24 protein-coding genes and 1 pseudogene are annotated in these 26728 nt (G+C 67.0%); 9 read left to right on the top strand and 16 right to left on the bottom strand.

Going from position 1 to position 26728, the window contains the following annotated elements:
* Positions 1–23 precede the first annotated feature (23 nt).
* The 6 genes from GBA63_RS19495 to GBA63_RS19520 form a co-directional block, all read right to left on the bottom strand.
* On the bottom strand, positions 24–713 hold the full coding sequence (locus GBA63_RS19495) for a class E sortase (protein WP_228282194.1): 690 nt from the start codon (positions 711–713) through the stop codon (positions 24–26).
* A 35-nt stretch (positions 714–748) separates the two neighbouring features.
* Entirely contained in the window at positions 749–1537 is a 789-nt protein-coding gene (locus tag GBA63_RS19500; protein ID WP_166178818.1) for a DUF305 domain-containing protein, read from the bottom strand.
* A 115-nt stretch (positions 1538–1652) separates the two neighbouring features.
* A complete protein-coding gene (locus tag GBA63_RS19505) occupies positions 1653–2093 on the bottom strand; it encodes a hypothetical protein (RefSeq protein ID WP_166178820.1) in 441 nt (146 codons plus the stop codon).
* 14 nt (positions 2094–2107) lie between these two features.
* Entirely contained in the window at positions 2108–3226 is a 1119-nt protein-coding gene (locus GBA63_RS19510) for a GNAT family N-acetyltransferase (protein ID WP_166178822.1), read from the bottom strand.
* Positions 3227–3910: 684 nt separating this feature from the next.
* Positions 3911–4387, bottom strand: a complete 477-nt coding sequence (locus GBA63_RS19515; RefSeq protein WP_207956930.1) for a rhodanese-like domain-containing protein — start codon at positions 4385–4387, stop codon at positions 3911–3913.
* Between the two features lie 51 nt (positions 4388–4438).
* Complete coding sequence (locus GBA63_RS19520) at positions 4439–4936, bottom strand: hypothetical protein (protein ID WP_166178824.1); 498 nt, start codon at positions 4934–4936, stop codon at positions 4439–4441.
* A 30-nt stretch (positions 4937–4966) separates the two neighbouring features.
* Between GBA63_RS19520 and GBA63_RS19525 the strand changes: the two genes are divergently transcribed.
* Complete coding sequence (locus GBA63_RS19525) at positions 4967–6928, top strand: LTA synthase family protein (RefSeq protein ID WP_166178826.1); 1962 nt, start codon at positions 4967–4969, stop codon at positions 6926–6928.
* A gap of 15 nt (positions 6929–6943) precedes the next feature.
* Here the strand turns inward: GBA63_RS19525 and GBA63_RS19530 are convergent, their stop codons facing one another.
* Positions 6944–7693, bottom strand: coding sequence for a heparan-alpha-glucosaminide N-acetyltransferase (locus GBA63_RS19530; protein ID WP_207956931.1), 750 nt, complete (start codon positions 7691–7693; stop codon positions 6944–6946).
* A gap of 40 nt (positions 7694–7733) precedes the next feature.
* A complete protein-coding gene (locus tag GBA63_RS19535; protein ID WP_166178830.1) occupies positions 7734–9401 on the bottom strand; it encodes a VanW family protein in 1668 nt (555 codons plus the stop codon).
* 458 nt (positions 9402–9859) lie between these two features.
* Here GBA63_RS19535 and GBA63_RS19540 point away from each other — a divergent pair, with 458 nt between their 5' ends.
* Together GBA63_RS19540 and GBA63_RS19545 are read left to right on the top strand one after the other, a co-directional pair.
* Entirely contained in the window at positions 9860–11584 is a 1725-nt protein-coding gene (locus GBA63_RS19540) for a C40 family peptidase (RefSeq protein ID WP_166178832.1), read from the top strand.
* Between the two features lie 163 nt (positions 11585–11747).
* The gene (locus GBA63_RS19545; protein WP_166178834.1) at positions 11748–12791 is read left to right on the top strand and encodes a golvesin C-terminal-like domain-containing protein; all 1044 of its coding nucleotides are present in this window, start codon (positions 11748–11750) and stop codon (positions 12789–12791) included.
* 126 nt (positions 12792–12917) lie between these two features.
* Here the strand turns inward: GBA63_RS19545 and GBA63_RS19550 are convergent, their stop codons facing one another.
* Complete coding sequence (locus GBA63_RS19550; protein WP_228282649.1) at positions 12918–14123, bottom strand: hypothetical protein; 1206 nt, start codon at positions 14121–14123, stop codon at positions 12918–12920.
* A 57-nt stretch (positions 14124–14180) separates the two neighbouring features.
* On the opposite strand from GBA63_RS19550, the gene GBA63_RS19555 reads away from it, so the two are divergent.
* Positions 14181–15350, top strand: coding sequence for a LuxR C-terminal-related transcriptional regulator (locus GBA63_RS19555; protein WP_323127019.1), 1170 nt, complete (start codon positions 14181–14183; stop codon positions 15348–15350).
* Positions 15351–15435: 85 nt separating this feature from the next.
* Here the strand turns inward: GBA63_RS19555 and GBA63_RS19560 are convergent, their stop codons facing one another.
* The 3 genes from GBA63_RS19560 to GBA63_RS19570 all read right to left on the bottom strand — a co-directional run bounded on the left by GBA63_RS19560 (position 15436) and on the right by GBA63_RS19570 (position 16626).
* The gene (locus GBA63_RS19560) at positions 15436–15651 is read right to left on the bottom strand and encodes a PLD nuclease N-terminal domain-containing protein (protein WP_166178840.1); all 216 of its coding nucleotides are present in this window, start codon (positions 15649–15651) and stop codon (positions 15436–15438) included.
* A gap of 61 nt (positions 15652–15712) precedes the next feature.
* Positions 15713–16099 carry a hypothetical protein gene (locus GBA63_RS19565; protein ID WP_166178842.1) on the bottom strand — a complete coding sequence of 129 codons (387 nt, stop codon included), beginning with the start codon at positions 16097–16099 and terminating at the stop codon, positions 15713–15715.
* Between the two features lie 59 nt (positions 16100–16158).
* Complete coding sequence (locus GBA63_RS19570) at positions 16159–16626, bottom strand: RDD family protein (protein ID WP_166178844.1); 468 nt, start codon at positions 16624–16626, stop codon at positions 16159–16161.
* A 736-nt stretch (positions 16627–17362) separates the two neighbouring features.
* Between GBA63_RS19570 and GBA63_RS19575 the strand changes: the two genes are divergently transcribed.
* Positions 17363–18178 (top strand): hypothetical protein, encoded by an 816-nt coding sequence (locus tag GBA63_RS19575; protein WP_166178846.1) that lies wholly within the window; start codon positions 17363–17365, stop codon positions 18176–18178.
* Positions 18179–18358: 180 nt separating this feature from the next.
* Here the strand turns inward: GBA63_RS19575 and GBA63_RS19580 are convergent, their stop codons facing one another.
* The gene (locus GBA63_RS19580; RefSeq protein WP_166178848.1) at positions 18359–19465 is read right to left on the bottom strand and encodes a lycopene cyclase family protein; all 1107 of its coding nucleotides are present in this window, start codon (positions 19463–19465) and stop codon (positions 18359–18361) included.
* A gap of 310 nt (positions 19466–19775) precedes the next feature.
* Between GBA63_RS19580 and GBA63_RS19585 the strand changes: the two are divergent.
* A pseudogene (locus tag GBA63_RS19585) lies at positions 19776–20779 on the top strand (zinc-dependent alcohol dehydrogenase); the annotation flags it as partial.
* 253 nt (positions 20780–21032) lie between these two features.
* Positions 21033–21368 (top strand): hypothetical protein, encoded by a 336-nt coding sequence (locus tag GBA63_RS19590; protein WP_166178850.1) that lies wholly within the window; start codon positions 21033–21035, stop codon positions 21366–21368.
* 132 nt (positions 21369–21500) lie between these two features.
* Here GBA63_RS19590 and GBA63_RS19595 read toward each other — a convergent pair whose 3' ends face one another.
* Positions 21501–22157 (bottom strand): DUF998 domain-containing protein, encoded by a 657-nt coding sequence (locus tag GBA63_RS19595; protein ID WP_166178852.1) that lies wholly within the window; start codon positions 22155–22157, stop codon positions 21501–21503.
* A gap of 55 nt (positions 22158–22212) precedes the next feature.
* Positions 22213–23088 carry a CPBP family intramembrane glutamic endopeptidase gene (locus GBA63_RS19600; protein WP_166178854.1) on the bottom strand — a complete coding sequence of 292 codons (876 nt, stop codon included), beginning with the start codon at positions 23086–23088 and terminating at the stop codon, positions 22213–22215.
* Between the two features lie 484 nt (positions 23089–23572).
* Between GBA63_RS19600 and GBA63_RS19605 the strand changes: the two genes are divergently transcribed.
* Both GBA63_RS19605 and GBA63_RS19610 read left to right on the top strand, forming a co-directional pair.
* Complete coding sequence (locus GBA63_RS19605) at positions 23573–24349, top strand: SDR family NAD(P)-dependent oxidoreductase (protein ID WP_166178856.1); 777 nt, start codon at positions 23573–23575, stop codon at positions 24347–24349.
* 157 nt (positions 24350–24506) lie between these two features.
* On the top strand, positions 24507–25571 hold the full coding sequence (locus GBA63_RS19610) for a DoxX protein (protein ID WP_166178858.1): 1065 nt from the start codon (positions 24507–24509) through the stop codon (positions 25569–25571).
* 751 nt (positions 25572–26322) lie between these two features.
* Here GBA63_RS19610 and GBA63_RS19615 read toward each other — a convergent pair.
* On the bottom strand, positions 26323–26676 hold the full coding sequence (locus tag GBA63_RS19615) for a non-heme iron oxygenase ferredoxin subunit (protein ID WP_166178860.1): 354 nt from the start codon (positions 26674–26676) through the stop codon (positions 26323–26325).
* Positions 26677–26728 lie beyond the last annotated feature (52 nt).

A 26728-nucleotide genomic window follows, 5' to 3' on the forward strand; every position in this document is an offset into this window, starting at 1 on the left:
CGCTCCCGGTGTGGTCCTGCTTCTCACGCCTGTCCCAACTCCCCGGCCGCTTGCCGCGCGCCTTTCGCGCCGACCGCGGTCTTCTCGACGAGCTCCGCCTGCACGATGAGGCGCCTAGAGTAGTCCGGCAGCGTGCAAGTCTGCAGCGTGACGACGCTCTTGCCGGGTACGGGCCTGGTCACCGAGAGGTCCGTGGGTGGGACGACCGACTCCCTGAAAACCTCGTAGGTGTACTCCGTTCCATCGGCATCCGTGAGGAAGATCCGGTCGCCGTCTTCCAGCTTGTCGAGGTCCCAGAACGTGAGCCAGCTCTCGGTGTTCGGGTAGCCGAGGCGGTGTCCGGCGATGTAGACGTTGGCGTCCTCCTGCCACGGAAACCCCGTGCCTTCGAGGTGAATGGCGGCGTACTTCTTCAGGGACGCTTCGTCACCGCCGTCGGTGCTCGGGATCTCATCGTCTTCGATCCTGGCCATCCCGGGGACGGTGAGCTTGAGGGTCTTGTCCTCGGGACCCGTTCCACCGTCTGCCGCGGCGCTCCCCGAGGTCTCTCCCCCGGTCTCCAGCCTGGGGACGTTGAAGCCGCTCGGGTCATCGCTGTTCGTGGCAGTGTCGCCGGCTGCCAGTCCCAGAAAGAAATACCCTATGAGGGCCACGCCGGCCACGAGCATGGCCAGCCCCACAAACCCGGACACCAGGCCTCTCGCGTTCGACACAGGTTCACCTCCCCCTTATGGGACCGCGTGAGTCCTCAGCTCTGCCCGTACCACTGCTCGCGCCATCCTTCCATCTGCCCTATTTCGCGCCTCTGGGCTTCCACGATGTCGCGGGCGATCCCCTTTATCTCAGAGTTGTCGCTCTCCTTGAGGGCGACCTTCGCCATCGCTATGGCGGAGCGGTGGTGCGGGATCATGGCGTCTATGAAGGCCTTGTCGAAGGGCCTTTTGTTAGCGAGCTCTTGCGGGTCGGTCATGCCCATCATCTGCATGTCCATGTCGGACATCTCTTCTGAGGACTCGGCCGAACCGAACTCCCGCTTTCGGATCTCGCCGAGCTCCTTTATCTCGGCCTCCTGGGCGCCGACGATGTCCTCGGCGAGGTTCCTTATCTCGTCGTGCTCGGCGTTGTCGAGGGCGACCTCGGCCATGTCGACGGCGCCCCGGTGGTGAGGAACCATCGAATCGATGAAAGCCCGGTCGGAGTACTCGCCGTTCTCCATGACCATCTCCCGCGACATCGCCGCCATGCCTCCTGCGCCCATCTGGCCGTGATCCATGCCTTCCATGCCTTGCATGCCGGTCGTCTCCCCCGCGCCCATCATCGTGGTGCCGCCGGGCATGCCGCCGGTGGACTCTCCACCGGACGCGACGGTCGTTTCCTGCTGGCCGCCACTGTTGTTGCCGTGGTTCATGCCCTGCATGCCCCCGCCATCGCCCTGCTGCTGGCCGTCGGAGCCTGAGCCCTGTCCCCCGCACGCGCCCAGCGTAAGCGCCGCCACGGTCAAGAGCACGGGCATGGCAAGCTTTCTGTGCCTCTCCAAGGTTTCCTCCTGCTTTCGAAGCCTTGCATTGATGCGTCGTCCTTGAGCGTGCGCCTTCAAGACGTAGCTCTAAAGGATTACGGCTCTACGCCCCCGATTCCCGGGGAGCGGTCGTTTAGAGCCGGAAGACCTGCAGGGAGGAAGTCGTTGGCGGTCGGCCGGGCAAGAAGGCGGCGGGCGGGGGCCTTCGGACGGCCCAGGAGGCCAGGGCGGAGGGCGGCACCGCGCCACGCGAGGCCGGCCAGAAGATCAACGCAAGAAAGACTACCAGCAACGCGGCCATGTAGAAACTCGGCGGGAGAGATGGCGCCGGGTGTCCTTCCTCATGCCCGGCCTGGCGCTCCCCGTCGGTCCCCGACTCGGGCGACGCGGAAGCGTGGTCCGCGTGCCCGTGAGATATGGGCCCCGAAGCGGGCGCCAGCTGGTGGAAGCCCCCCATGGCACCGTGGCAAAGGAGCAGGGCCAGTATCAGTAGAGACGCGAGCAGCGTCGTCTGGGCCTTGCCCCCCGCCCACCGGCGGGCCGGGAAGAACGCGTTGTAGGCTGCGCTTACCATAAAGCGTCCAGATTCTAACCCATGCGCGCCGAACCGTTGCGGGAACCCACCGGCCGCCCGGCCCAGAAGGTCGCCTCGCCGTCGCCAGCGCTGTAGGACCAGTTGGCGACGTCCAGGGCCGTCACGTGCAGGTCCGGGTCAGCGAACCTGACCAGCATCGTGTGCCGCCTGCCCTCCCGGAAAAAGAACCCCAGGCGCCGGAGGTCCTCCGGGCGGGGGGAGGTGGGCGACTCGGCGAAGCGGTACCTGACGATGTACGCCCCCGCCCGCGCGAAGAAGCGGACCGCCTCGCGCAGCAGGGAGCGGGCCGCATCCCGGCGCCTGGGGCGCGTCGTGAGGTCGAGCAGGTAACCGTCGCCGCCTTCCTCATTCACCCAGAGCACGGCGTAGCCGAGAAGATCCCCGCCCTCCACGGCGCCCAGGACGGTCACCGGGTTGGGGGGCGAGCCCGGACCGTAGCGCCATTTCAGGAATGCCGCGTCTTTCTCCACCGCACACGGAACCTCGGCGGACACCTCCTCGGAGAGCCCGTCGAAGAGCTTGCCGGAGCCGCCCCCGAAACCGAACAAAGGCTCGACGGCCGGCCCCCGCCCGAAGGCGGCCCCGAGGGCCCGATCCACGGCCCTGAGTCCCAAGGTCGGCACTTTCATCGCGGGCCTGAGCGGGGCGGGGACCCTCGTGGGCCGGGAGAAGTCTAGCCCCTTGGCCGCGTAGTGCAGTCTCCCCGCCTTCTCGGCCCCCATCCGCTCCTCGATCGCGATGGCCTCCGCGACCTGGTCCACGCACACGCAGTTCTCGGCCACGCCGAAGAAGCGGCGCATGAGCGAGAGGGCGTAGAAGCCGTACCCCGGCAGGATCTGGAAATCCGCGGGCGTGTGGGCGACGACGCGCGTGCCGAGTATCCGGTAGTGCTGGGGAACGGCCGCGAGGTGCCCGACAACCTCACCGTTCTCCGCGACCGCGACCCACCGGTGCATCTCCGCGGCAAGCGGGTGTCTCGCCAGCCAATCCCAGACGGCGGCGTGCCGTCGCGGTTCGTGGGCTTCCGGATACTCAGGGTAGACGAGCGTGCGTAGCCTGTCCGTACCCCGCAGGAGATCCGCGCCCCGGAGCGGCCTGACGGTGGCCCTCACGCCGCGCGCCCGTCTCGTCCCATGCCGCGCGCGACGTGCGCGCCCTGGCGCTGCCGCCACCCGGTCGCCGCGCTCTGTGCCCCTTTTCGGGACGATTCTGTCTTTCGACGAAGCATAGTCTGGTCCCCCTCTGTGCCGGCTTTCGTTCAGCGTCTCCGCGCCGGAGGCCGCCGACGGCCGCGTTCCGGCCGCCGCGTCTCCCCGAACGCGCCGCGAGGTCCGGGCCTCCGGCCCACCCACGCACGCAACGGTCGGGCCGCCAGGGCGCATCCACGCCCTGGTGGCCCCGATCACCGGAGAATCAGTTGAGGAAGACCTGCAGAGTTCGCCGAAGAGGGACGGCCGGGGGCCGTGTCGCCACCCGGCGTGTGGGACACCCCACGGGCGGGGTTAGGGGGACGCGACCGATCGTGAGTGCCGGTCGGCGTGGCCGCCGGGCGACCGCGACGAAGAGGGCGGCCGCGGTGGCGGCGCAGAGCCCGAGCCCCGCGTCGTGGGCGCTTTCTGAATCCAGGCCCGCGTGCTGGGGGAGAAAAACGACTCCGCCCAGGACTGCGAACGCCAGCCACAACACGACCAGGGGGGGCAGTAGTTTCGCCACCGATCTGCGCACCGCAAAAATCACGGCCGGGATGGTACACCACCGGCCCGTCGCCGTCCAAGGGCGCCCCCGACCCGGCTTCCTCACGCCCCTTCGAGTCGGAAGCCGGCCGCCTCCCAGGCCTCCATGCCCCCCGCAAGGTCCCACACGTTCTCGTAGCCGAGCCCGACCAGCGTCTCCGCGGCGGAGGCGCTCATCGACCCGCTGCGGCAGTAGACCGCGATCCTGGCGCCCTTATCGGCGGGGAGGCGCTCGAGGTTCCCCTCTATCTCGTCGTACGGAATGGAGAGGTCCGTGCCGGTAATGTCGCCCGCGAAAGGCACGTGAGTGTTCACGAGCAGGAGGTCCCCGCCCCGCAACGCGTCCCTCAACTCCTCCGGCGAGAGGCGAGTATAGGATCCATCAGCGACCGCCACCTTCTCCCCCGCCCCGCTTGCGGAACTCCCGGCGGTATTCCGGGCGACGCCGTCTCCGCCGCTCCCGCCTTCGGATCCGGCGGACGGGGTGTCGGGGGTCCCGCACCCGAAGACGAGGAGCGCGAAGGCGATAACGAAGGGCAAAATCACCCATTTTTTGATCCTCGTTGCTTGTCTTGCTCCCACGCCGGCCACCTAACTCGCCGCCCGGCAGGACCGCTCCGCCGCGAGCCGGACGCGGAGGGCGTAGCCGAGGAGCACCAATGAGAGGAAGCCCAGGAGAGGCTGGATGGGGGCGAAGTAGGAGAGGGCGCCTCCGGTCCCGAGCGCCAGCACCACGAGCTTGTTGCACACGGGGCATCCTATGGCGAACACGGAGAGCAGGCCGCCCCCGAAGAACTTCCCGCCCTGGGCACCATCCGGCTCTTCGGGTGCGGCGACGTAGGTGGCGGCGAGGAGGCCCACGAGCGCGGCCCCCGCCACCCAGAACGGGTAGTCCCACCATCGCACGGGCGTCATGCGCACGAAGAGCGGCGTGTCGAGCATCTCCGTGGGCAGGCCCGAGAGAAAGAGCCAACCAAGACCCGCGACGAGGGCAACCAGGTAGCGCCGTCTCCCCCAGCCGCCTATGCCCGCCAATGCCTCCACGGGCCCAGTATAGCCGATGTTGTGGCCTACCCCCCTACCCCACATTTCGGGCTCTGCTAAACTCCCCGCCATCCTATGCGACGCGACGATGACATCCACGCCGCGGTCGGGCCCCGGCATTCGCCGGAGCCCCCGCGCTTCCTGCTCGGTCGCGCGGACTGGGCTCGGGTGCTCGCCCTCCTAGTGCCCCTAATCGCCTACGTTCTGACGCTGAAGTCCGTTCGCGTGGCGCGGTTGCCCGACGAACACGGGTTCTTCGCGGCGCTAGAGCTGATGAGGAGCGACCTCCTCTTCAACGCGGGGTACGCGCTGCTCTGGGTGGGGCTCTTCTCCGTCGCCCGGCGCGGCCCCGGGCGCGCCGTCGTGGCCTTCCTGTTCCACTCGACAGCGATCATCGTCGCCCTCGTGGCGACCGGCGCGCACCAGTTCTACGAGGTCACGGGCTCGACTTTGGGATTTGACGCCGTGCTGTACTTTGTGCTCGCCCCGAGGGAGGTGGGCGCCGTGGCAGCGAGCGAGGCCAGCCCCGCCCTGCTAGCCGTAGTCTCCGCGGCCCTCCTATATGCCGTGTTCGGCCCCGCCCTGCTCACGCGGACGCTCGGCCGGCTGCGCGGTTGGGATGCCGCACCCGCCGGGGCGGGCGGCGCACCGTGGCTCGGCTTCACGGGAGCGGTCCTCGTCTCTTTCGGCCTCGTCGCTCTCTCCGTGCTGCCAGCCGGGGGCCCCGCGGGCGCAAGCGAGTCCTTCGCCAAAGACCCGGTCGTGAACGCGGCGATGACGGGGCTAGAGGAGATCGAGGGCGATGGCCCAACGGTTGACGGCGAAGCCGTACGCGAACGTCTACCGCTCGAGACGAGCCTCTCCCAGACGGCGCGCACCGAGAAGCGCAACGTCGTGATCGTCCACCTCGAGTCCACGCGGGCCGGCTCGGTGACGCCCTACGGCGGTGATGAGGGGCTCACGCCTTACCTGAACGAGCTGGCCGGGAAGAGCCTCCTCGCGGAGCGCGCCTACGCCTCCGTGCCGCACACGACGAACGCGCTCGTGGCGACGATGTGCGGCATCGTGCCCCCCTCGGGCCGCCTGCAAACGAACTCCCTGGGGGACCGCATCCCTTCCCGGTGCCTGGCTGATCTCCTCGGGCAGCAGGGCTACCGCTCCGCCTACTTCACCTCCGCCGAGAGGACCTTCGAGAGGCGCCCGGAGGTGGTGGAGAACCTGGGCTACGAGGACTTCTACTCCGTGGAAGACATGGACACGGAGGGCTTCCAGCGGGCCAACTACTTCGGCTACGAGGACGACGTCATGCTCGAGCCCAGCAAGAGATGGCTCGAAGAGAACGCCGAGGATGGGCCCTTCGTGGCGGCCTACGAGACCATAACGCCCCATCACCAATACCTGGCCCCGAACCGGTACGGGAGGAAAGACTTCGTCGAGAAGGACGGCCTGGACCGCTACCTCAACTCGGTACGCTACGTGGACTTCTTCGTGAAGAACCTCATCGACCAGTACAAGGAGATGGGCCTCTACGAGGACACGGTCTTCGTGTTCTACGGCGACCACGGCGAGGCTTTCGGCGAGCACGGCCGCTACCAGCACGACAACGTGCCCTACGAGGAGGGCCTGCGCATACCCTTGATGATCCTCGACCCCGGCCGCTTCGAGAACGGCGAGCGCGTCGAATCCCCGGTGGGCCAGATCGACGTCCTGCCGACCGTCCTCGACTTGCTCGGCTACGAGGTCGAGGGTGGAGAGTATCCGGGCGTCTCGCTGCTGGACCCCGTCCCCGAAGATCGCACCCTCAAGGCCGCCTGCTGGTACGAGGACGAGTGCCTGGCGAGCATCAAGGGCGACAGGAAGTTCATCTACAACTACGGAGACCGTCCTGACGAAGCCTACGACCTCTCGGCGGACCCGGATGAGAAAAACAACCTCGCCGACGGGCGCGACGCCGGGTGGCTCAAGGAGCGGCGCGATGAGCTTCTGCGGTGGGCCGCGGAGGTGGAGGCCGCCTACGAGGCGTCCAGCGGCCCCTAGGTTACGCCCGTCACGCTAGAACCGTACGATCCCCAGCGCCCAGAGCGTCGCGATCAGGACGGGCTGGTGGACAAGATAGATGAAGAGGGTATGCCTTCCGATAAAAGCTAAAGGCGCCGCGAGCGGCGGTGGCGCGGCGGGGGACCCTTTCCGGGCCAGGTAGAAGGCGTTGCCGAAGAAGAGGCCGAGGAGCACTACTCCGAACCAGGGCAAAAGCGGCCTGTAGTCTGGCATGGGGAGACTCTCGGGCAGGACGCCCAGCGGGGAGAGCAGGACGCCGGTGGCACCCCCGACCACGAACCCCTCGCCCCGCACGTAGAGGCCGGCGGCGATCACGGCGAGGCCGACGATCAGGTTAGAGTAACGCAGCCCCAAGAACGGGTAGGCCAGAACGATGGAGAGCCCGATGAGGTGGAGAATGCCAAAGAGTACGTACCCATAGTCCAGCGCCAGAAAGACGGCGGTGATCAGCATCCCGTCGGCGAAGATCCTCGCCCCGCGGCGCAGGTACTTGCCGAAAGGGCTGCGCCCGGACTCCCGCTCCCTCGCGTGGCTGATTGAGAGCGAGAGGCCCGCCAGGAAGACGAACGAGAACGCGCTCGCGTCGGCGAAGACGGCCCAGAAACCGCCCGTGGAATCCACCGGGTAGCCGCCGAAGTTGTCCAGATCGAACACGAGGTGGTACAGCGCGACCATCGCCATCGCCACACCCCGCGCGACGTCGACGTCCCAGTGCCTGGCGGCAGATTTTCCGCGCTCCGCCACCATTAGCAGTCCGGCGCGGGTCCCGACCTGGGAGCGGTGCTCACGGGTCGACGGGGGCCACGGGCACGGTGTCGGCCGGGATGGGCTTGCCCTTCTTGTCCTTCAGGGCCTCGTAGGTGTCCCTGTGCAGGACCCCGTCGTAGAGGACCTTGCCACCCTCCCTGTAGGTCTGGTAGGTGACCCATCGGGCCGAGTCGGCATTCCTATAGACGGGCTCCGACCACGTCTGCACATCGACGTCGTCGGGGACGCCCCACACCTCGGCGTAGATGTAGCCGTCGTCGGCCACGTACTCCCTGAGAAGCACGTACCCCTTGGAGGTGTTCTCGAACTCCATGTCCAGCTCGCCGTTGCCCTGCTCGTCGCCGAACCACACGGTCGCGTCGAGGCCCGGCCTTATGTACGGGAGCTGCGCGTAGTGGGGGGAGCGCTCCGTGACGTCGAGTCCCGCCTCGTTGACGGCGTTGTATAGGGTGGAGGTGACCTGGCAGAGCCCGCCGCCGTCGGCGAGGGCCTCCTGGCCGTCCACGATGACCTTGGTGGCGTTGTAGTCGAGGCCAGAGACGGTGTCGTTCATCGAGAAGGTCTCGCCCGGCGCCAGGAGCGTGCCGGTTATCGCTCCCGAAGACATGGCGAGGTTGTCCACCCTGGCGCCCGAGTCCTGGACTATCGAGTAGTTGGTGCGGTACGAGCCGAGCTTCTGCGTCGGCCTCATCTTCCGGGCCTCGGCGGTGGTGAACTCCGGCTCGGACACGACCGTCGTGACCGCGTAGCGGCGCTCGCCGTCGGAGAGGCCATCCTCCAGGGCGCCGAAGAGCTTCTCCTCCTCGATCCGTCGACCCTCCCGCCCCGGCGTGACCGTCACGGCGGTGCCGTTCACCTCATAGTCGGCCTCGACGGGCCGCTCCTCGAGCGCAGCGTAGACGGCGCTTAGATTCTCCTTGAGGGCATCCCGGTCCACGGTAACCCGGAGGGCGCCGTCCGCGGGCGCGAAGTCCAGGGAACGTCCGATCTCGGCGGGCGAGAGCTCCCAGCGCCGCCCGCCCGACGTCAGGAGGACCTCTTCCGACATCGCGCGGCGTGCCTGCGCGGCGGCCGCCTCGGCCTCCGACGTTGAAACCTCCGGCTCCAGCACCTCTCCTGCCAAGCGGGCCTCGTCACGGAGGTTCCCGATGGCTTGTCCGACGTTCTCCGCCGTGGCCCCGACATCGGGACTATAGCCTTCCCTGGCCGCGACGACCTCCACCTCAGAATTCCGAACCTCCACAGAGGCGGGCCGGGGTTCGCGGGCCAGCCTCGCCGACGCGTCCTCCACCGCCGCGCGGACGGAGCCCGGGTCGTACGCCACCGCGGGCTCGACTGCCGTACCGAAGAACGCCCTGCCCCGGTCGCCGAGGCGCTCGAAGAAGCCGCCCGTTCGTCCCACGGCGTACGCCCTATCCGCCGTCTGGGCGACGTCGAGCCTCGCGCCCATCTGCCCGGCCTCGAGGACGATCTCCCCCGGCCCGACGAGCCGAATCCCCGCCGACCCGACGGCGCGCGTCCCGAGGAGCTTCTCGGCCTCCCCGGGCGTCATGCCGCCCAGATCCACGCTTCCGGCGAACACGCCTGGGTAGATCTCACCCCCGCTCGACCAGGTGTCCGCCGCCACCAGCACGGCGAAGATGGCGCACAGCACGATCGTGGGCCCCGCCACCGCCCGCGCCACCGCGGCTCTGCGACGGCATGGGACCGCCCCGCCCCTCCGGCCGGATCGCCCCTTCTTGTCCGCCCGAACTGTCCGATGCTTCAGCCCCAAATCCCACCTCCGGTACGTCGTCCACGGCGGCCGCTTGCCGGAGCGCCTCCGCCCCGCCGACCGCGCGGTTACAGGACGGATTGTACAACCCGTCTCCGAGGTCCGAGCGTTCTCGCGCTACACTGCGACAATATTTTGTTAAGATTAGTTAAGAAATTGTTGCGGGAGGCAAACCGTCAAGTACCTGCAAACAGAGCTTTTTTCTGACAGCGAGAGTCATATATTTAGCGGCAAAGGGTTGCATAGGGTTGGGGGGCTACCCTAAAGTGCCGGACTTGGAGGGGGGTCCACCGGGTCCCCGAACGCGAATACGTGATCACTTACCTCGGAAAGGGGGGTGTGTACGCATGTGCCCAAGGGCAAGCTTGGTGTTTCTCTCTGGCCTTGTCGCCGTCATGGTACTTTCGTTCGGCCTCTCGGCCAGCGCGGCGCAGGAGGGCAGCGTGGAGGCCAAGAAGGCGGAGGTGGCAGACGCGCGGGACCGCCTGATGGACATCCGCACCGAGGAGGAAGCGGCCTCTTCGGTCTACAGCAACGCGCTCTCGCGCATGAACCAGTTGAACGGCCAGATCGCCCAGGCCACGGAGGACCTCGACGCCGCCAGGAAGCGGCTCGCCGAAGCCCAGGCCGAGCTCGAGGAGCGCGCCTCCCAGGTGTACAAGAGCGGCAACGTGGCGTTCATGGACGTACTCGTCGGCGTCGACGACTTCTCGGAGTTCGCGACCCGTCTCGATCTATGGGTGAGGCTTCTAGGCGAGGAGCGGGCCAAGGTAGAGGCCGTGGAGAAGGCCAAGGACGAGTTGGCCGCGCGCAAGAGGGACCTCGAAAAGCAGCGCACGCAGCGGGTTGAAGCCGTCGAGAAGGCGATCGAGCAGAAGGAGCGGGCGGAAGAGGCGGAGAAGGAGGCCGAGGAGTACCTCGCCTCTCTGAACTCTGACTTGAGGGCGGCGATCCAGGCAGAGCAGAACCGTCAAGTCGAGGCCTCTCTAGCCGCTGCCAAAGAGTTCAAGGCCGGGGAAGCAGAGCCCGTCCCCGCGCCCGACGAGCCGGCCCCCATCCCCGAGGTCGAGGTCGCGGAGATCAAGCAGGTCCCCGTGGAGCAGCCGGACCTGCAGGACGAGCAGGCCGCAGCCGACCGCGCCGCCGCCGCCGAGGCAGCCGCGGCCGAGGCCGAGCGCCTCGCCGAGAAGCGGGCCGCGGAGAGGCAGGCCGCCAGGGAGGCCGCAGAGCAGGCCGCCGCCGAGCAGGCCGCGGCTGAGAGGGCCGCCGCCAGGGAGGCCCGCCAGAACACCAAAGCCGCGGCCGAGCGTGAGGCCGAGCTCGCCGCCCAGCGGGCCGCAGAGAGGCAGGCGGCCAGTGAGGCGGTCGAGCGTGAGGCCGAGATCGCAGCCCAGCGCGCGGCAGCCGAGCGCGCCGCAGCCCAGCAGGCCGCCGACGAGCGCGAGGCCGCCAGGCTCGCCGCCCAGCGGCGCGCGGAGCGCCAGGCGGAGAGGCAGGCGGCCGCTGAAGCAGCCGCCGAGGCCTCCGCTTCCGCCGCGGCCGCCGAAGAGGAGCAGGCAGCCCAGGAGGCCGCCGAGCAGGCCGAGGCCAGCGCATCGGCGAGCGCCGCCGCGCAGGAGGAGACCACCGCTGGCAACAGGCCATCGCAGGAGACCACGACCGGCAGCGCCTCGGCGAGCGCGTCCGCTTCCGCCGCGCCCGTAGGTGGCGGCGGCGCCAGCGGCTCGGGCAGCGACGTGCTTGCGGTGGCGCAGGAGCACATGGGAACTCCCTACGTGCTTTCGCCCCCTGGGCCGTGCGCGGCTTTCGAGGCGGAGGACTGCTCGTGCTTCACGATGCTGGTCTATGCCGAGCTCGGTATCGCCCTGCCCGACGATCCCAACGCGCTCCTGGGCTACGGCACCCCGGTCTCCGGGGCTCCCATGGCGGGCGACCTCCTCTTCTGGAGCGAAGATGGCAGTGGATACGTGACGCACGTCGGCATCGCGATGGGGGACGGCACCACCATCCACGCCTCCACCTACACCGGCGAGGTCACCATAACCGACATGGGCTACATCAACGGGTACATGGGTGCCAGGAGGGTGCTCTGAACCCGCAACGCCGGGGCGTCGCCAAACGGCGTGCCCCGGTGGTCTCTTTATCTCTCCAGAGCGAGAGCGCCGGTGGACGGGCGGGGCCTTCCAACTATCACGTACGAGTAGTCAACCCTCACGTCGTCCTTAGGGCGGCATCTATGCTCCGAAAGGGGACGTTATGAATCGTTGCCGTTCTTCCCTTACGTCGGCCGCGGTCGTCTTCGCCGCCGTCCTCGCCGCCTCTGTTCTCCTGTTTGCGGTGCCAGAGGCTCGGTCGCAAGACACCTCATCCGGTTCCGCCCCCTACTTCCAGGTAGTGGACAACTCCGACGAGGAGCGCTTCCGGGCCAGCGGATGGGAGAGGCGGGGACAAAACGCGCAGGCCTACGGCGAGGACTTCGTCCGCGCGGGTTCCTCGGCCGGGGCCGCCGGCTTCAAGGTCAAGATACCCAAGACCCGCTACTACACCGTCTACGCGCGCTGGCCCGGCGACGGGGGTAACCTCTCGGCTGCGCGGGTCCGCGTACCGACGGCCTCAGGCACGAAGTGGGAAGAGATAGACCAGCGGTCCGACGCGGGACTCTGGGTGAGCGTCGGGGTCTACAAGATGAAGAGGGGCGAACGCGTCGTTGAGGTCGAGGGCCAAGACGGCGCCGTCGCCGACGCCGTCATGGTGGCGGCCGATGCCATGGTTGCGCCCGAGGGAAGGACCGCGAGCTACGCGAACCCGGACGAACTCGCCGGTGAAGACCCGGAGGGGAAAGAGAGCACTGCCGCCCGTTCCGGGGAAACCGATGCTCAAACGCGCACCTACGCCAATCCCACCCGCGCCGACGTGGTTCGGCAGGCAAAGAGGCACCTCGGCACGCCCTACCGCTACGGCGGCCTGAGCGCCTGCAGGGCCTTCAGGACGGAGGACTGCTCCTGCCTGACGCGGCTCGTCTACAAACAATTCGGCCGGACCCTGCCCGACCACCCTGGCCAGCAGTGGCAGGGCCGCTACGGCAAGAAGATCTACAGCAAGTCCGGGCTCCGTGCCGGAGACCTCGTCTTCTTCGACTACTCGAGGGACGGCCAGCTGAACGATCCCCACGACGCCGTAGCCGTCTATGCCGGGAACGGGTCGGTCATAATCGCCTCGAGCTACTGGGGCAAGGTGGCCAGAGTCGAGATGAGATACCTGAACGGCTTCTGGGGCGGTAAGAGGCTCGCGCTCCGGTAAACGCGTCCAACAACCGCTGACTCGGAGGCGGCACTGCACGTTCGTGTCGCTCCCGACCCCACGTGCATGAGAAGGGACGTGGGCAACCCTACGCTGTAGCCGGTCGCAGGCTATGCCCCCGCAGCACTAATACAGACGCCCGGAGAAGGTAAACCGTGCGGCGAAGCGCCTGACCTTTTCGGCGCCGCGGTTGTACCGTCGCTCCGCCCTGCCCACGGCCTGCGGGTCGAGCGTCCCCCGGTCTACGCGAACGATGGTGCGGTAGAGGTGTTTGACGTCCTCCAGGGCGTGGAGGAGATCGTCCCTGCGGGCCTTTGCCTCCGACGAGAGATCTTGGGGCACCCCCAACGCCTCCTTGAACTCGTCGATGTACTCCAGCGCCTCCGGCATCAGAGGTGCCGCGTCCGACAGCCCCGCCTCGATCTCGCGCATGACCCGCGCCATGTAAGCGTGGGCTGTGGCGCAGCCCATGCCGAAGCCGAGCTCCGTCAGCTTCTCCTCGTCCGACCGCTCCGGCAGGGCGGCGGAGCTGGTGACCGTGGAAAACAGGAAGCGGAGGGTTCGCGGGACCGCGAGGTGCTCTGGCGTTGCGTCGAAGAAGGCGAGCTTGTCGGCGGGGACGCGCAAGGAGCAGTGCCACTCGCCGAGCCAGCGGACCTCGAGCTCCAATTCTTCCGCCTCCGGGTAGAAACCCCTGATAAAGAAGAAGGTCTTGACGTACTCGGCGAGCTCGGCCGGGGGCTGGTACGGTGGCACGCTGGCGCGGACGGCGAGTGTTCCTCCCTCCTCGGAGATCTCCGGCTCCAGCAACCCCGTCGCGGCGAGGACCATCTCGAGGTAGAGCCGCCTGAGGGAGTCCGGGGTCTCGACCCCAAACAGCTCGCCGGAGATCTCGCGAATGTTGTCCACCTGGAAGAGCTGGGCGCCGACAGAGAGGCTCAGGACCGTCCGCATCAGGTCCTCGACGAGGCGGCCCAGTTCCTCGTCGGTGAGGATCTTCTCCTCCTTGGTGCGGGTGCGGAAGTTGGTCTGAACAAACCGGACGCCGTCCTCCAGAAAATGCACGTCGGAGTGCGCGTCCGAGTTACGCACTTTCGCCTCCACGCCCTCCAGGGCGGCCACGAACGCCGGCTCGTCGCCGGCGTCGGCCAGCCACTGGTGCTTCTCCCCGAAACCCGCCCAGTCGGAGACGTCCTCCCACTCCTTGGGGGATCCCTTCGCTGCGAACATGGCGAAGAGCAGCAGGTTGGTCACGCGCCTGAAGCAGCCTTCGGTGAGCCGCCCGTAGACCTGCACGACGAAGTCCTCCAGGACCTCACCTACGCCCTCCAAGAGGTGCAACTTTCGGGGACGGCCGCCGCCACGCCAGGAGAAGAGGGCGCGACCGGGTTGCGGGAGGCCGAGGCGGCCCTGACCCGGTCCGTCCGTGGCCTGAGGAGCGCCGTCCACGACCTCAGCCTGGAGCCGGAGGCGGGAGGGCCGTTCCACCGCTCCGTGGAGGCCCTGGTCGAGCTCAACCGGCAGATGAACCCAGGCTGCCGGTTGGATCTGGAGGTGGACGAAAGCTTCCCGGACGAGCTGCCCACCAAGACCTCCAAAGAACTTCTGCGCGTGGTGCAGGAGGCCCTGGCAAACGCCCGCCGGCACTCGGAGGCGGACAGGGTCCGGGTCGTCGCCAGAGTCGTCCAGAACGAGAGACTGAGGATAGAGATCTCCGACGACGGTAAGGGCTTCGACCCGGAGGAGGTTCCCGCGGGCGTGGGGACCAGAGGGATGCGTGAAAGGGTGCGCGCCCTGGGCGGTGACCTGGAGGTGGCGGGCGTGCCCGACGGCGGCGCGCGGGTAACGGTGGAGGTGCCTAACGACGCGGTCGGTGACGGCGTCCCCGTCCCTCCCACGGAACGGGCCAGGGTGCTGCTCGTGGACGACCACGCCTCTTTCCGGCAGGGCGTCGCCTCGGCGCTGGAGGCGGAACCGGACCTCGTCGTCGTGGGCCAGGCGGGGTCCCTGGCGGAGGCGCGGGAGACGCTAGCGGGGGAACAGGCGGTCGCCGTGGCCGTCATCGACCTGGGGCTCCCCGATGGTCACGGCGCGGAGCTCATAGCCAGCCTACGCGCCGCCAACCCGCGGGCGCAGGCCCTCGTCCTGAGCGCCTCCCTCGACCGGGCCGAGATCGCCCGGGCCGTCGAACTCGGGGCGTCGGGGCTGCTCCACAAGGCGTCGAGCATGGCCGAGATAGTGGACGCCGTCAGGCGTCTCGGCGCCGGCGAGACGATCCTGCCGCTCGGGGAGGTCGTCGAGCTGTTGCGTTTCGCCGGAACCCATAAGGAGCAGGAGCAGGAGGCGCACCGGGCGCTCGATAGCCTCACGGACCGCGAGCGGGAGATACTCACCCTATTGGCCGAGGGCCTGGACGCCGCGGAGATCTCCTCCCAGCTCCACATCAGCGCCAAGACGGAGCGCAACCACGTGGCGCGCATCCTATCCAAGCTGGGCGCCCACTCCCGGCTGCAGGCCGTCATCTTCGCCGCCCGCCACGGCGCGGTCGAAATATCTTAGAGCGGTCAGCGATCAGCCCGCTGCGGCTTCGCCTCCGCTTCCATCGGCCGGCTTTTGCTGATAGCTGACCGCTGGGGTCGTGGTTTCACCGCCTGCGTCCGAACGCGAAGTAGGAGATGGGGCCCACGAAGTTGACGAACGAGATGGCGGTCCACGCCCATTTGTTGCCCCGGATCTCCTCCACCGGACGCCGGTAGATGTCCGCGAGGGCCATCAGGAGCAGCGAGATCTGGACCGATCCCACCGTCAGGACCACGGTTTTCTCTCTGTCGCTCAGTTCGCTCCACCTGGTCTTCGCCACGGCCGTATCCCCTTCTGCCAGGTTACCTACCCACTCCTTGACCGCCGCATCGGGCGTCCCTCTATTCCGGCTCTTCGAACACCAGCCACGAGCCCTTGATGCCCTCGATACCCCGCCCGCCGCCGAAGTCGCCCTTTCCGGGCACCACCTTCACCAGGCGATCACCCTCGCCTGCGAAGTCTTCCAGCGTGCCGGTAAGGTCTTCCCTGTGCAGGACGAAGACTACCCGCTGCTGCTTGGTCATCTCTTCGATGGACGCCCGGTCGCCTTCGCCCTCGGCGACGGCCTCGGCGAGGAGCCGTTGCCGCTCGGCCGCCTCTTCCCACAACTCGGCCCTGCGGGCGTCCACCTCGGCCTGACGGGTCTTCTCCTGCGCGCGGTAGTCCTCCACGTGGTCCTCGATCTTCTTCAGGATCCTCTCGATGACGGGCCTCCGATTCTCGTCCATCTCGCACCTCCTCGTCCTTTTTTTTGACAACGCCGCCTGCTGGGGCGGCACAACACCACTTAACTACGAACCACGAGGGTGCGCGCCGCCATGTCCCCCAAGCGCTGGTTCTTGCCCGAGACCAGCACGGTCACGAAGGCCACCCCGTAGCCCAGGAGGCCATCTACCATGCGGAGCGCCGTCCTTATAACAGCGGCCCGCAGACTGGGTGCCCGACCCCCGGCCCCTTCCCGTAAGACCTTTATGCCGAAGAGCATCTTCCCGACGGTCTGACCCACGTACCCTTCGAGAAGCACGTAGTAGAAGACCACGAGAAGGACGTAGACTACGGTCGGGATGGCCGGCATCGAGGCGTCCCAGCCAAAGGCGTCCGTCTTGGTGATCGTCCCGAAGAGCGCGGCCATGACGGCGAACAGCAACCCCAGCAGCAGCCCGTCCACGATCGTTGCCAAGATCCTGCGCCCCGTGACGTGTACGTCTTCGCGCGTGCCGGCAACCGGCGGAACGGCAGAACCTTCGACGATCATACTCGCCTCACCTCCTACCAACGGGCGAGGCCACAGGCCCCGCGGTTCTTACAGCGTCCGAAGTATGCGGTTGGGCGAACGGCAAGAGCTTGCCGAAAACTGCCCGGTTGTCTGGGCCAAATTGACCAATTGCGGTGTCATCCGAGAGGGGCTACCCTTCGATAACCGGTGCGGTCCACACAACTAGTCTCTGGTGCCGATCAGCTTGTTTCTGACCGCTACTCATCCCGCTCGCTTCGTGGATCACGACTACCCCAGGCCACGGCCCCCTCCAACGGCGTGGCTACGTAGGCCGACAGCCCACCGCAGGGGTGGGAATCTCGACTTCCTGTTACCGTCCTTGCCGTATCGAAACGCCCACCGACCAGAAGCAGCGGGACCGGCTCGCCTTGCCCCGACCCACCACGCGTATCCTCGGCCGGCCGGCATCTCAGCCCCGGCTAGATGCGCCCCGGTTCCGTTCGCCTGGACGATCGTCACCATCGCTTTGGGCCGATCTGACCACGCGGGGCACGTTGCCATTGCTTGCCCTTTCGGAAGCCGTCGGAGAAAGGTTCCAGACTCGACAGTCGTCTGGTCAGGGTCAATTCTGGTTATGGAGATAGTTGATCCGCGTCAGGACGGAGGGCGTCCCTTACCCTAGAGTGAGTTGGACGGCCTCGCGTGAAGACGGGGGGCCGCAGGGACCCACGAGGCCACACGCGCGAAACGGTTGTCGCGACCCGAAGGGAGCAACGTGAAACGCCGACGCGAACACACGAAGAGTTGGCTGTTGCTGACCGCGCCCATCGCCGTTCTCGTGACGTTCGCGGCCGGGGGAGAACTGCTCTTCGACGTTTTTCGCGGCGACTCACCGTATTTCGTCGCCCAGGCGATAGGCCAGGACATCGTTACGCTGGTGGTCGCGCTCCCAGCGCTCATGATCGGGGCAGTCCTGGCAGCGCGCGGTTCTGACCGCGCCCGGCTGGTCTGGTTTGGTGTCCTGGTCTACTTGGTGTACACGTACGTGATCTACGCTTTCCACGTGCGCTTCAACCCCCTCTTCCTCGTCTACGTGGCGCTGCTGGGGTTCTCGCTCTACGCCCTAATCGGAGGCCTCGCGACCACGGACTTCGAAAGGATCAAAGCGCGCCACACCCGCGAGAGATCCGCGAAGACGGCCGGCACGTTTCTCCTGGTGGTGTCCATCCTCTTCTACATCGTGTGGCTGGGCGAAGTGATACCGGCCCTGTTCTCCGGCGATGTCCCCCGGAGCGTAGCGGACAACGGTACGCCGACCAGCGGCGTCCACGTGCTCGACATGGCCTGGATACTCCCCGCCCTCGCGATGACAGGACTCTGGCTGCGGCGAAAGCGGGCCGTGGGTTACGCGCTGGCGGGAGCCCTTCTTACGTTCCTGGCGCTGCTCGCTCTGGCCATCGTGTTCATGGTAGTGTCCATGGCCCTGTACGGTCAGGCCGCCTCCGTGGTACCGGCGGCGATCTTCGGCCTCCTCGGAGCGGCGAGCCTGTGGATGCTCCTCCGGTACATGGGAGGCATGAAGGCGGGGTGAAGGTCGCTGATCGTCCCACCGGAGAGGATCTCCTCCACAAAACCATCGCGTGCCGTCGTCACGCTCTCGTCCCCGATCTCCGTGCCGGCGCTGGTCGGCGCCCGGCCCACGCTCGGGTTCTTTCGCGCCATCTCGGACCCGGTGCCGGCGGCGCCCGCTTGAGGTCCTAATACCCGCGCGCTACTTTCGAACAGCGCTTTGTAGCACGATGGGGAGGGCGGACAGGAAGATCGAGGCCAGTTGCCGCGGCGGGAGTTGTTCGTCTATGAAACCCAGCGACCGGGCGAGCGGAACGGCACGCATGACGTTGCCAAGCAACGCCAACGGCAGACGAGGATCCTTTCCGACGAGTTGCAGGAACCCCGTGTCGAGCAGTGCCCACGGCCGGGAGTCCCGCCGGCTCGGCGCCAGCGGACGGTGTTCACGCCACAGGCGGGCCAACTCCTCGCTTTCTTTGACGATGCGGACTATTCCGTAGCCGGCGCTGGGTTTCACGAGGCCGCGCTTCGTGCCAAGGAGCACGTGCCGGGGTCCGGCGGTCCGCAGAGGCGGGAAGCCCAAGGGTATGGATCCGCTCTCCTCGTGGGGCGCGACGAAACTTGCCCCCGGATAACGGTCCATGAGGTACCGCAGGAGTGGCGCCGCGTCCGTCTTTTCCGCGACCGGGCCGAACGTGGCGGACTCCAGCAGGGCCTCGTCGGGGCCAAGCGGCAGCAGGTACGCGAAGGACCGTTCGTCGAGCGGGTCGAACAGCGTCGCGGTCGCAGCATCGAACGCCGGTCGGTCCGAGGTGACGCGGATGCCGGTACCGTTGAGGACAGCCCCCGGCCGGTGCGGCGTAGGAAAAGCGGGGCCGATATCGCAGGCGCTGTCGAACACCCAGCAGGCGCGCAAGACGCCAGCGTCGGTGGAGACCTCGTACATTCCGTCGTCACGGCTTCCGATCGAACGTGCCGAGGTGCGGAGCCAGTCCACGGGTGCGGACTCCAGTCGTGCCGCCAGGTCGGCGAAGACGTCGCCAGAGCGTACCAGGCTCATCGTGTACGGGGCGATGGACTCCGGCGGCATGTCCCCCACCTTGGCCCGCTGCCACGCGCCGATGGCGAACCGGTCATAGGGGGTTCGCTCGTGGCTCCAGTAGCTCCAGTGGACGCTCGGTTGCGTCGGAAGCGGAGACGGATCGACAACCGCGACCCGCCCAGGCAGTTCCTTTCGCAACTCCTTCAGGAGCAATGAGGCGGCCAGGCCGCCGCCAACAAAAACCACATCGTACTCTCGAACGGACATCGGCGACCATTCTACGCCGGATTCTCCTGCTTCGGCAGGAAGATCCGGCGGCGAGTCCTTGGGCAGACTCGACGATGTTCTCCCACTTCTGACCATCACTCCGCGTGGCCATCGACCTCCGCGCGACAACTACCGCCCGACGTGTCGAGGTGAGGGATCGGCGGTGCCTTCGAGCCAGGACGCCGCCCGCGAGCGATGCACAGCCGGGTGTTTGGTCAACGTTGACCACGAGAACGGTCAAAGCGGGTCATCCGTGGGTCCGCCGGCCTCGGTAGGGTGAGGGCACGTCGAACGGACAGAGGAGCAGCTCGTGAAAGCAGCCGTCGTGCGCGACTTCGGTCGGCCCCTGAGCGTGGAGGATGTGCCCAAGCCCGAGCCCGGCCGAGCGAGATCCTGGTAAAGATCGAGGCTTCGGAGCTCTGCCATACCGACATCCACGCCGCTCACGGTGACTGGCCCGTGAAGCCGAAGCTCCCGCTCATACCCGGCCACGAGGGCGTGGGCATCGTGGAGAGCGTCGGAGAGGGTGTCACGGAGGTCGAGGAGGGCGAGCGGGTGTCGGTCCCCTGGCTCGGCTACGCCTGCGGGGCGTACGAGTACTGCGCCTCCGGCCGGGAGACTTTGTGCGAGCACCAGCTCAACACCGGCTACTTCCTCGACGGCGGCCACGCCGAGTACGCCAAAGCCAACGCCAAGTACGTCGGCCGGGTCCCGGAGGGCGTGAGCCCGCTGGAGGCCGCCCCCCTGACCTGCGCCGGGGTGACCACCTACAAGGCGGTCAAGGTCTCTGGCGCCCGGTCGTCGGACCTGGTTGCGATTTTCGGCGTCGGTGGACTTGGTCATATGGCCTTGCAGTACGCGAAGATAGCGGGCGCGTCGGTGGTGGCGGTGGACCTCTCCGAGGAGAAGCTGAAGCTGGCGCGGAAGCTGGGGGCAGACCATGCCGTCAACGCCCGCGAGCAGGACCCGGTCGAGGAGATAAAGAGGCTCGGCGGAGCGGACGCGGCCATAGACACCGCGGTCTCGCCGAGGGCCTCCGAGCAGGCGTTCGGCTCCCTGAAACGCGGAGGCACGCTCGTGTTGGTGGGGCTGCCCAAAGACGGCCACGTCAGGCTCCCCGTCTCCGGGACGCTGCTGAACGAGATAACGTTGAAGGGCTCCATCGTGGGCACGCGAGTGGACCTCAGGGAGGTCTTCGAGCTGCACGCTGCGGGCCGGACCCGCGTGATCTACGAGACCCGGGATCTCGCCTCCGTCAACGACGCCATAGGGGAGGTCGAGAGGGGCGAGGTGGACGCCCGGCTGGTGTTCGACTTCGGCGTCGGTGAACCCGCGAAGCAGACCGCTGGCGTGTTCACCGAAGAACGGAAGCGCCCAACGGAGCAGCCCACCGGCGAGGCCGGGGAGCATGGGGGGCCGCTGCCGGGATAGATGGCTCTGGAGGATCGGAGGTGAGTGGTCGATGGAGCTGTTGGTAACGGTGCTGGTGTTCTAGCTGCTGGTTCTCGTCCTCTTCCTGGCAAGGCCCAACGCGGGACGCATATTCGTCGGGCTCTTCTTCCTCGTAATGGCGCTCGGCATCAACCTCGTCCTGGTCTTCGTCGCCGGTGTCATCGCCATGCGCGACGACCGAAACGACGCCCAGCGCATAAAGGCGGGTAGGCTCTGGCAGAGGATGCACCTGTGGGCCACCGTAAAGGGACTGGCGATGCAGCCTTTGAATCAGATAAACGAGCGCGTCGACCGGGAGGCGCAGTTGGGTATGAAGCCCAGGTTCGGCAAGGAACTGGAAGAGCTACTGGGTGGTCCGGGCTGGCGGGGGGTCTTCACTTTCAGGCTGGGATACCCGACGAACGACGCGCCGGAAAGCCCACGGCGTTCGGTCGAAGAGATACTGGTTTAGCCATGGGAATGGAGAAGCACTCACGGCGTTGCCGCGTTGGGGAGCATCGGGGTGGCGCTCGTGATCTTGGCGGGCTCGTCGAGATAACCGTCGGTGCGTCGATCTGTGAGGTGTCGGGCGATTAGACCTGACTCATCCAGAGTGCTCTCTGCCACCGAGGTTGCCTTTGGGTCGTTCCGCTGGGGTGCGCAAGAGGGCGATGGCCAGCACCACGACCCATAGCATGTAGGCGTAGATGTTGACGCGCTCCCAGACCCCCATCCACGGCGTGGGCAGGTTCGCCGCAAGCTGCGGAGCGTCCAAACCCGTCAGGGTGCCACCCACGACGAGCATCAGGATTGTCGCGATCGAATAGAGGCGGAAGCGCTTTCCGAATGCCGCAGCCCCGAACCCCAGGGCGAGCAGCATGAAGAGAACGCCCGCAAACGTTAGAACTCCGTGCATCGTATCGGTGAGCGTTGCCTCGACCCCACGCAGGTGCATCGGGAAGAAGAGCGTTACCATCAGGCCGAGGACCTCCTTTCCGACCATCCCGACCGCCGCGAAGCGCAGGGCGCGCTTTCGACCGGCCGATCCCCAGACGCCTAATCCGAACGTGATCACGAGGACGCTGTACGCGGCGAAGAGCGGAACGACTAGTGTTCTCGTCGGAGCGCCGATGGCGATCAGCTCGCTGACGGTTTGGGAGGTGGAGCTGTAGCTCTCCCATCGCATGGGCGAGAGCACGACGGTGGCGACGTAGAGCAGCGAAGAAACGATACCGCAAACGAGCAAGACCTTTCGTACCATTCTTAGCTCTCTCTTGGCTTCGGGTCTTCGGTGACAGTGTGCTTGGCTACCCCTTTCAAACCACCCGCCTCCGGAGCGGTTGCCGCGAGGAGAGCTGCCCGCCGTTGGCCACGGCGACCGTCGCAACGACGACCCACAGCGCGACGGCCAACACGAGGTACGAGGTCAGGAGGGGCACCCCCGTCGCCGGAGGCATGAGGATCATGGGCAAGCTGGCCGTGAGACTCGCGTGCATGAGCATCGCCACGGGCAGGCTCCCGGTACGGTCGTAGACCCACACCATGAGCACCCTGTAGGCCGGCAGTACCCCCACGTAGAAGAGGAACTGGGGCATGAAGAGGAGCAGGGAGAACGCCCCGGTGGAACTGCCGCTTCCCCAGACGTTCACGAGGAAGTGCCACGCTCCCCACAGCACGCCCACGATGAGCCCAGTGGCAAGGACACCGTAACGCGGCCTCAGCCCGGGCACAGCGAACCCCGTCCAGCCCAGCTCCTCGAAGAGACCCGCCGCCAGCCCTCCCGCGACACCGACCAGCAGAAGGGTGGCCTTCTCGTCTGACGTGAGAATGCCGGGGAGGAACATCGAGGAGGTCAGCGAGAGCGCAAGGAGTACCGCCGTTGCCAGGAGCGGGGCGGTCAGGAGCGCCACCGCGTACCAGCGAGCACCCACCCGCCACCCGAGCAACCGGGACAGAAGCTCGCGAAGACCCGCCCTTCCATGGACGAAGCCGGTCAACAGGATGCCTGCCACGCTGGGGCCGACGAGCATCGCCACGACCACGAACGGGAGCAGTGTCTCGGTTTGCTCCGGGGTAGCCGGGATTCCGCCGGGACCGACCAGGATGAGAATGCCGCCCCATGAGGTGACGAACGCTAGGGCGAAGTAGGTCGCCACCGGGTGCTTCTCTATGAAAGCCTCGATGATCGTCACGATGTCCTCCTTCCGGCCAGAGATACCTTCAGTATCAGTGTGCTACAAGGGGGATGCCCTGCCATGATTCACCTTGATGCTTCCATTGGTCAACCCTGATCAAGTCTTATTACAAGGCCGGATAAAGATTCAGGGCCGCAAAGCGCGGCTCGAATGACTGTCGCCGAACCAGGATCGCCGCCATGAGTAGTGCCCAAAGCAGCATGACAACCAGCACGAACGGCACGTCAGCCTCTCACCCTCCTGCAATCCTGTCCCCGTCCACAACGCTACGGACCTACCATTCGCCGGTGCCGTCAAACAGCGCCCCGCCTGGCACGCTGGTGCTGCGACGGTAGCGACCGTGCCGCGACTCCTGCATGGGCAGGTTTGACCAGTGGAACGGTACGGATTGCTCAGGCGCGCGGCCTGCCCTCCCAAGTAGGGTGAGAGGCGCGTCAATCGGTGCAAGTGTTCGGTGACGGCAGGAAGAAAAGGAGCAGGCATGGCTGGACGAATCGAAGGCAAGGTGGCGGTCGTAACCGGGGGCGGGGCGGGGATAGGCAGGGCCTCGTGCCTGCGGCTCGCCGAGGAGGGCGCGAGGGTCGTCGTCACCGACATAAGCGAGGAGCGCGGGCGGGAGACCGTCCGGGAGATAGAAGGCAAGGGCGGCGAGGCGCTGTTCCTCCGCCACGACGTGGCCCGGGAGGATCAGTGGAGGTCGGTCGTGGCGGAGGCGGGGGGGAGGTACGGCGGCGTGGACGTGCTGCTGAACAACGCCGGGCTTTACCTCATAATGCCCCTGGCCGACATCACAGTCGAGGACTGGAACAACCTGATGGCCGTCAACGTCACCGGCGTCTTCCTCGGCATGAAGCACTGCGCTCCGGTGATGGCCGAGCGCGGCGGGGGCTCTATCATCAACCTCTCGTCGGTGGCGGGACTGATGGGTGTCGCCGGGCACGCTCTTTACGGCGCTTCCAAGGGGGCGGTGAGGATCATGACCAAGGACGTGGCGATGGAGTACGCCCGCGCCCAGGTGAGGGTCAACTCCGTCCACCCCGGCTACATCCACACCGGCATGGCCGAGTACGGGGCCGAGACCGCGGGCACGACCATCGAGGAGCTCGGGCGGCAGATGTACCCTTTGGGCAGGATCGGGGAACCCGAGGACGTGGCGAACACGGTACTCTTCCTCGCCTCCGATGAGTCGAAGTACACCACCGGCGCAGAGTTCGTCGTAGACGGCGGGGGATCCGCGGGTGTGGTCGTTGGGGAGTAGCGGAGGCGCAAGGGGGGCCACCGGGTTCTCCCTCGCCGCCGTTGCATCTTTTACCGAGCTCCTGTCCTCCGTGGGTAGAATCGTCACCGTGAATCGGTCGGCGAGTCCCACCGGCGGGGTGGTAGGTCCGCCCTCCACGCTTCGTAAGGAGGCAAGGATGAAATTTCGGGGACGGCTCTTGTCGGGAACGGTCGCCACCGCCGCTCTCCTCGTGGCTTCGGCGGGCCGGGCGCACGCCCACGAGAAGTGGTTCGTGGGGGAGGCGGACGGCGGGCTGCGCCTGGACCTCCTCTTTCGGCCGCTGCCCCTGACGCTCGTCGGGGCGGTGCTTCTCGCGACGCTTGTGGGCGGGCTCCTGTGGAAGACACGGGGGAGGGGCTTCTTGCCGGGACCCGAGGCGTTCGGAGCTACCGACGGGGGGCGGAGTGTGCTCTACGGGCTGGTGCCCCTGATCCTCGGCATCCACGTCGCTGTGCCCCTTCTGGTCAACGGCGTGCAGGGGACGCTCTTCTCGCCGGACAACGTCATGCCGGGCGTATGGGGGAACTTTCTCGGCCTCGCGGAGACCGGCATCGCCCTCGCCCTCTTCTACGGCGGCCTGACGCGGGTGGCGGCTGCGGCGCTCGGCCTGCTGTGGTTCTTCGGCATCTTCCTGGTGGGATTGGAGCCGATGCTGGAGAACGTACTTTACCTGGGCTTCGCAGCCTTCTTCCTGCTGGCCGGACGCGGCCCCCTCTCGGTGGACCGTCTTCTCTTCCCGCGTTTGGAGCCGCGGGCGGAGCTCTCGCGCTACGCCGTACCCGCCGTGCGGATAGGAGTCGGCCTGAGCCTCGCCATCGTCGCCTTCACCGAGAAGTTCGCGAACATCCCGCTCGGGCTGACCTTCCTTGAGGAGTACCCGCTCAACTTCACGGGCGCTTTGGGCGTGCCGCTTTCTGATGAGGTGTTCGTGCTGTGCGCCGGGGCCGTGGAGCTGCTGGTGGGACTGTGGATCGCGCTTGGGATCTTCGTGCGCGAGATCGTCGTCGTCGCATGGTTCCCGATAAACCTGACGCTCACACTCTTCGCCTGGGAGGAGCTGATCGGCCACCTGCCCATCTACGGCGTGATGGCGGTGCTGCTAATTTGGGCGACCGGGCCGAAGAACATCTCCCTATGGACGAAGGGCATGCGCGAGCGGCTGCTGCCGCTCGACCCGTCGACGGGGGACGACGAACGCTAGGCGACCGGGACCGGCTTCGCTCCTACTTGCGCCCGCCTGGTGGTATGGGCCGGAAGTGAGAACCGGCCGGGCTCGCCCTCTCGTTGTACCGAAGGAGGCTCGTCCGTGGGCGGGAAACCACCCCGTGTCCCAGAACGCTGCCTACCGTTTACCGGCCTGGTTCGAGGTCCACCGAGTAGAGGGTGGCACCCGAGGAGTCTTTGAGCCGGACGGTCATGACGCCGGTATCTCCGGCGATGGTGGCCGATCCGCCCGGTCCCGTGAAGACCCGTCCGCGTCGGCCACCCGTTCTGATATGCTCGCGGCCGTAGGCAAATGAGGTACTGCGTGCCGTCCTCCCACGCCCCCGGCGCGGCGTGAGATTACAGTTGGGCAGGCGCGCTGTTCCGGCGCGGAAACATACTTCGATGAACACGCGCTTCGCGAAACGCTCACTTCTGATGAAGAGGCTGCCTACGTCGTGCGGGTTGACCGTGAGACGCAGCACGGTAATCGTTCAGGCTACCGGCGTGCACTCCGCGAGTGAGTGGCAGCGGCTCGGGACGCTGCCGACCCAGACTCCTCGCCCTCGCAGTAGAGAGTAGGAACGTAGGCGGGTACCATGCCCGTAACGAAGTTACACCATAGCTATTGCGTTGTTACGCGTGCGTCTGGGTTAGCAGAGGGGACCCGTTTACCTCTCCCCCAATAGGCCCGACGCACCAGTTTGGGGAAGTCGGCCCAGCTCATCTCTGTGTCGTACAAAGCGCTCCTATCTCCTGCGTCCTCTCCCGCCGCCGATCTTAACGCGTTTGGGGTTGAGGGCGACGTACACGTGGCCGTCCTCCACCTTCACATCGTGCTTCGGTACGGGTCTGAGAGCGGGCAGGCTCTTGGCTTCGCCGATCCTCACGTCGAATAGGGCGCCGTGGCGGGGGCATTTGATCCGGTCCCCCTCCAACCCACCCTCGCTAAGGTACGCGAACTGGTGGGTGCAGATGTCCTCGAAGGCGTGGAACTCGCCCCCCACGTTGCACAGCGCCACGGGCCTCTCCTCCACGCGGTACTGCTTGACCTCGCCTGGGGAGACCTCGTCTACGCCCGCTATCTTGTGGAACTGAGCCATCGCCTCGTCGAGCCTCCCACTTCCTGTTCGAAACCCGGGCCGATCTCGGTCC

Source organism: Rubrobacter tropicus (genome assembly GCF_011492945.1).
Lineage (GTDB): Bacteria > Actinomycetota > Rubrobacteria > Rubrobacterales > Rubrobacteraceae > Rubrobacter_D > Rubrobacter_D tropicus.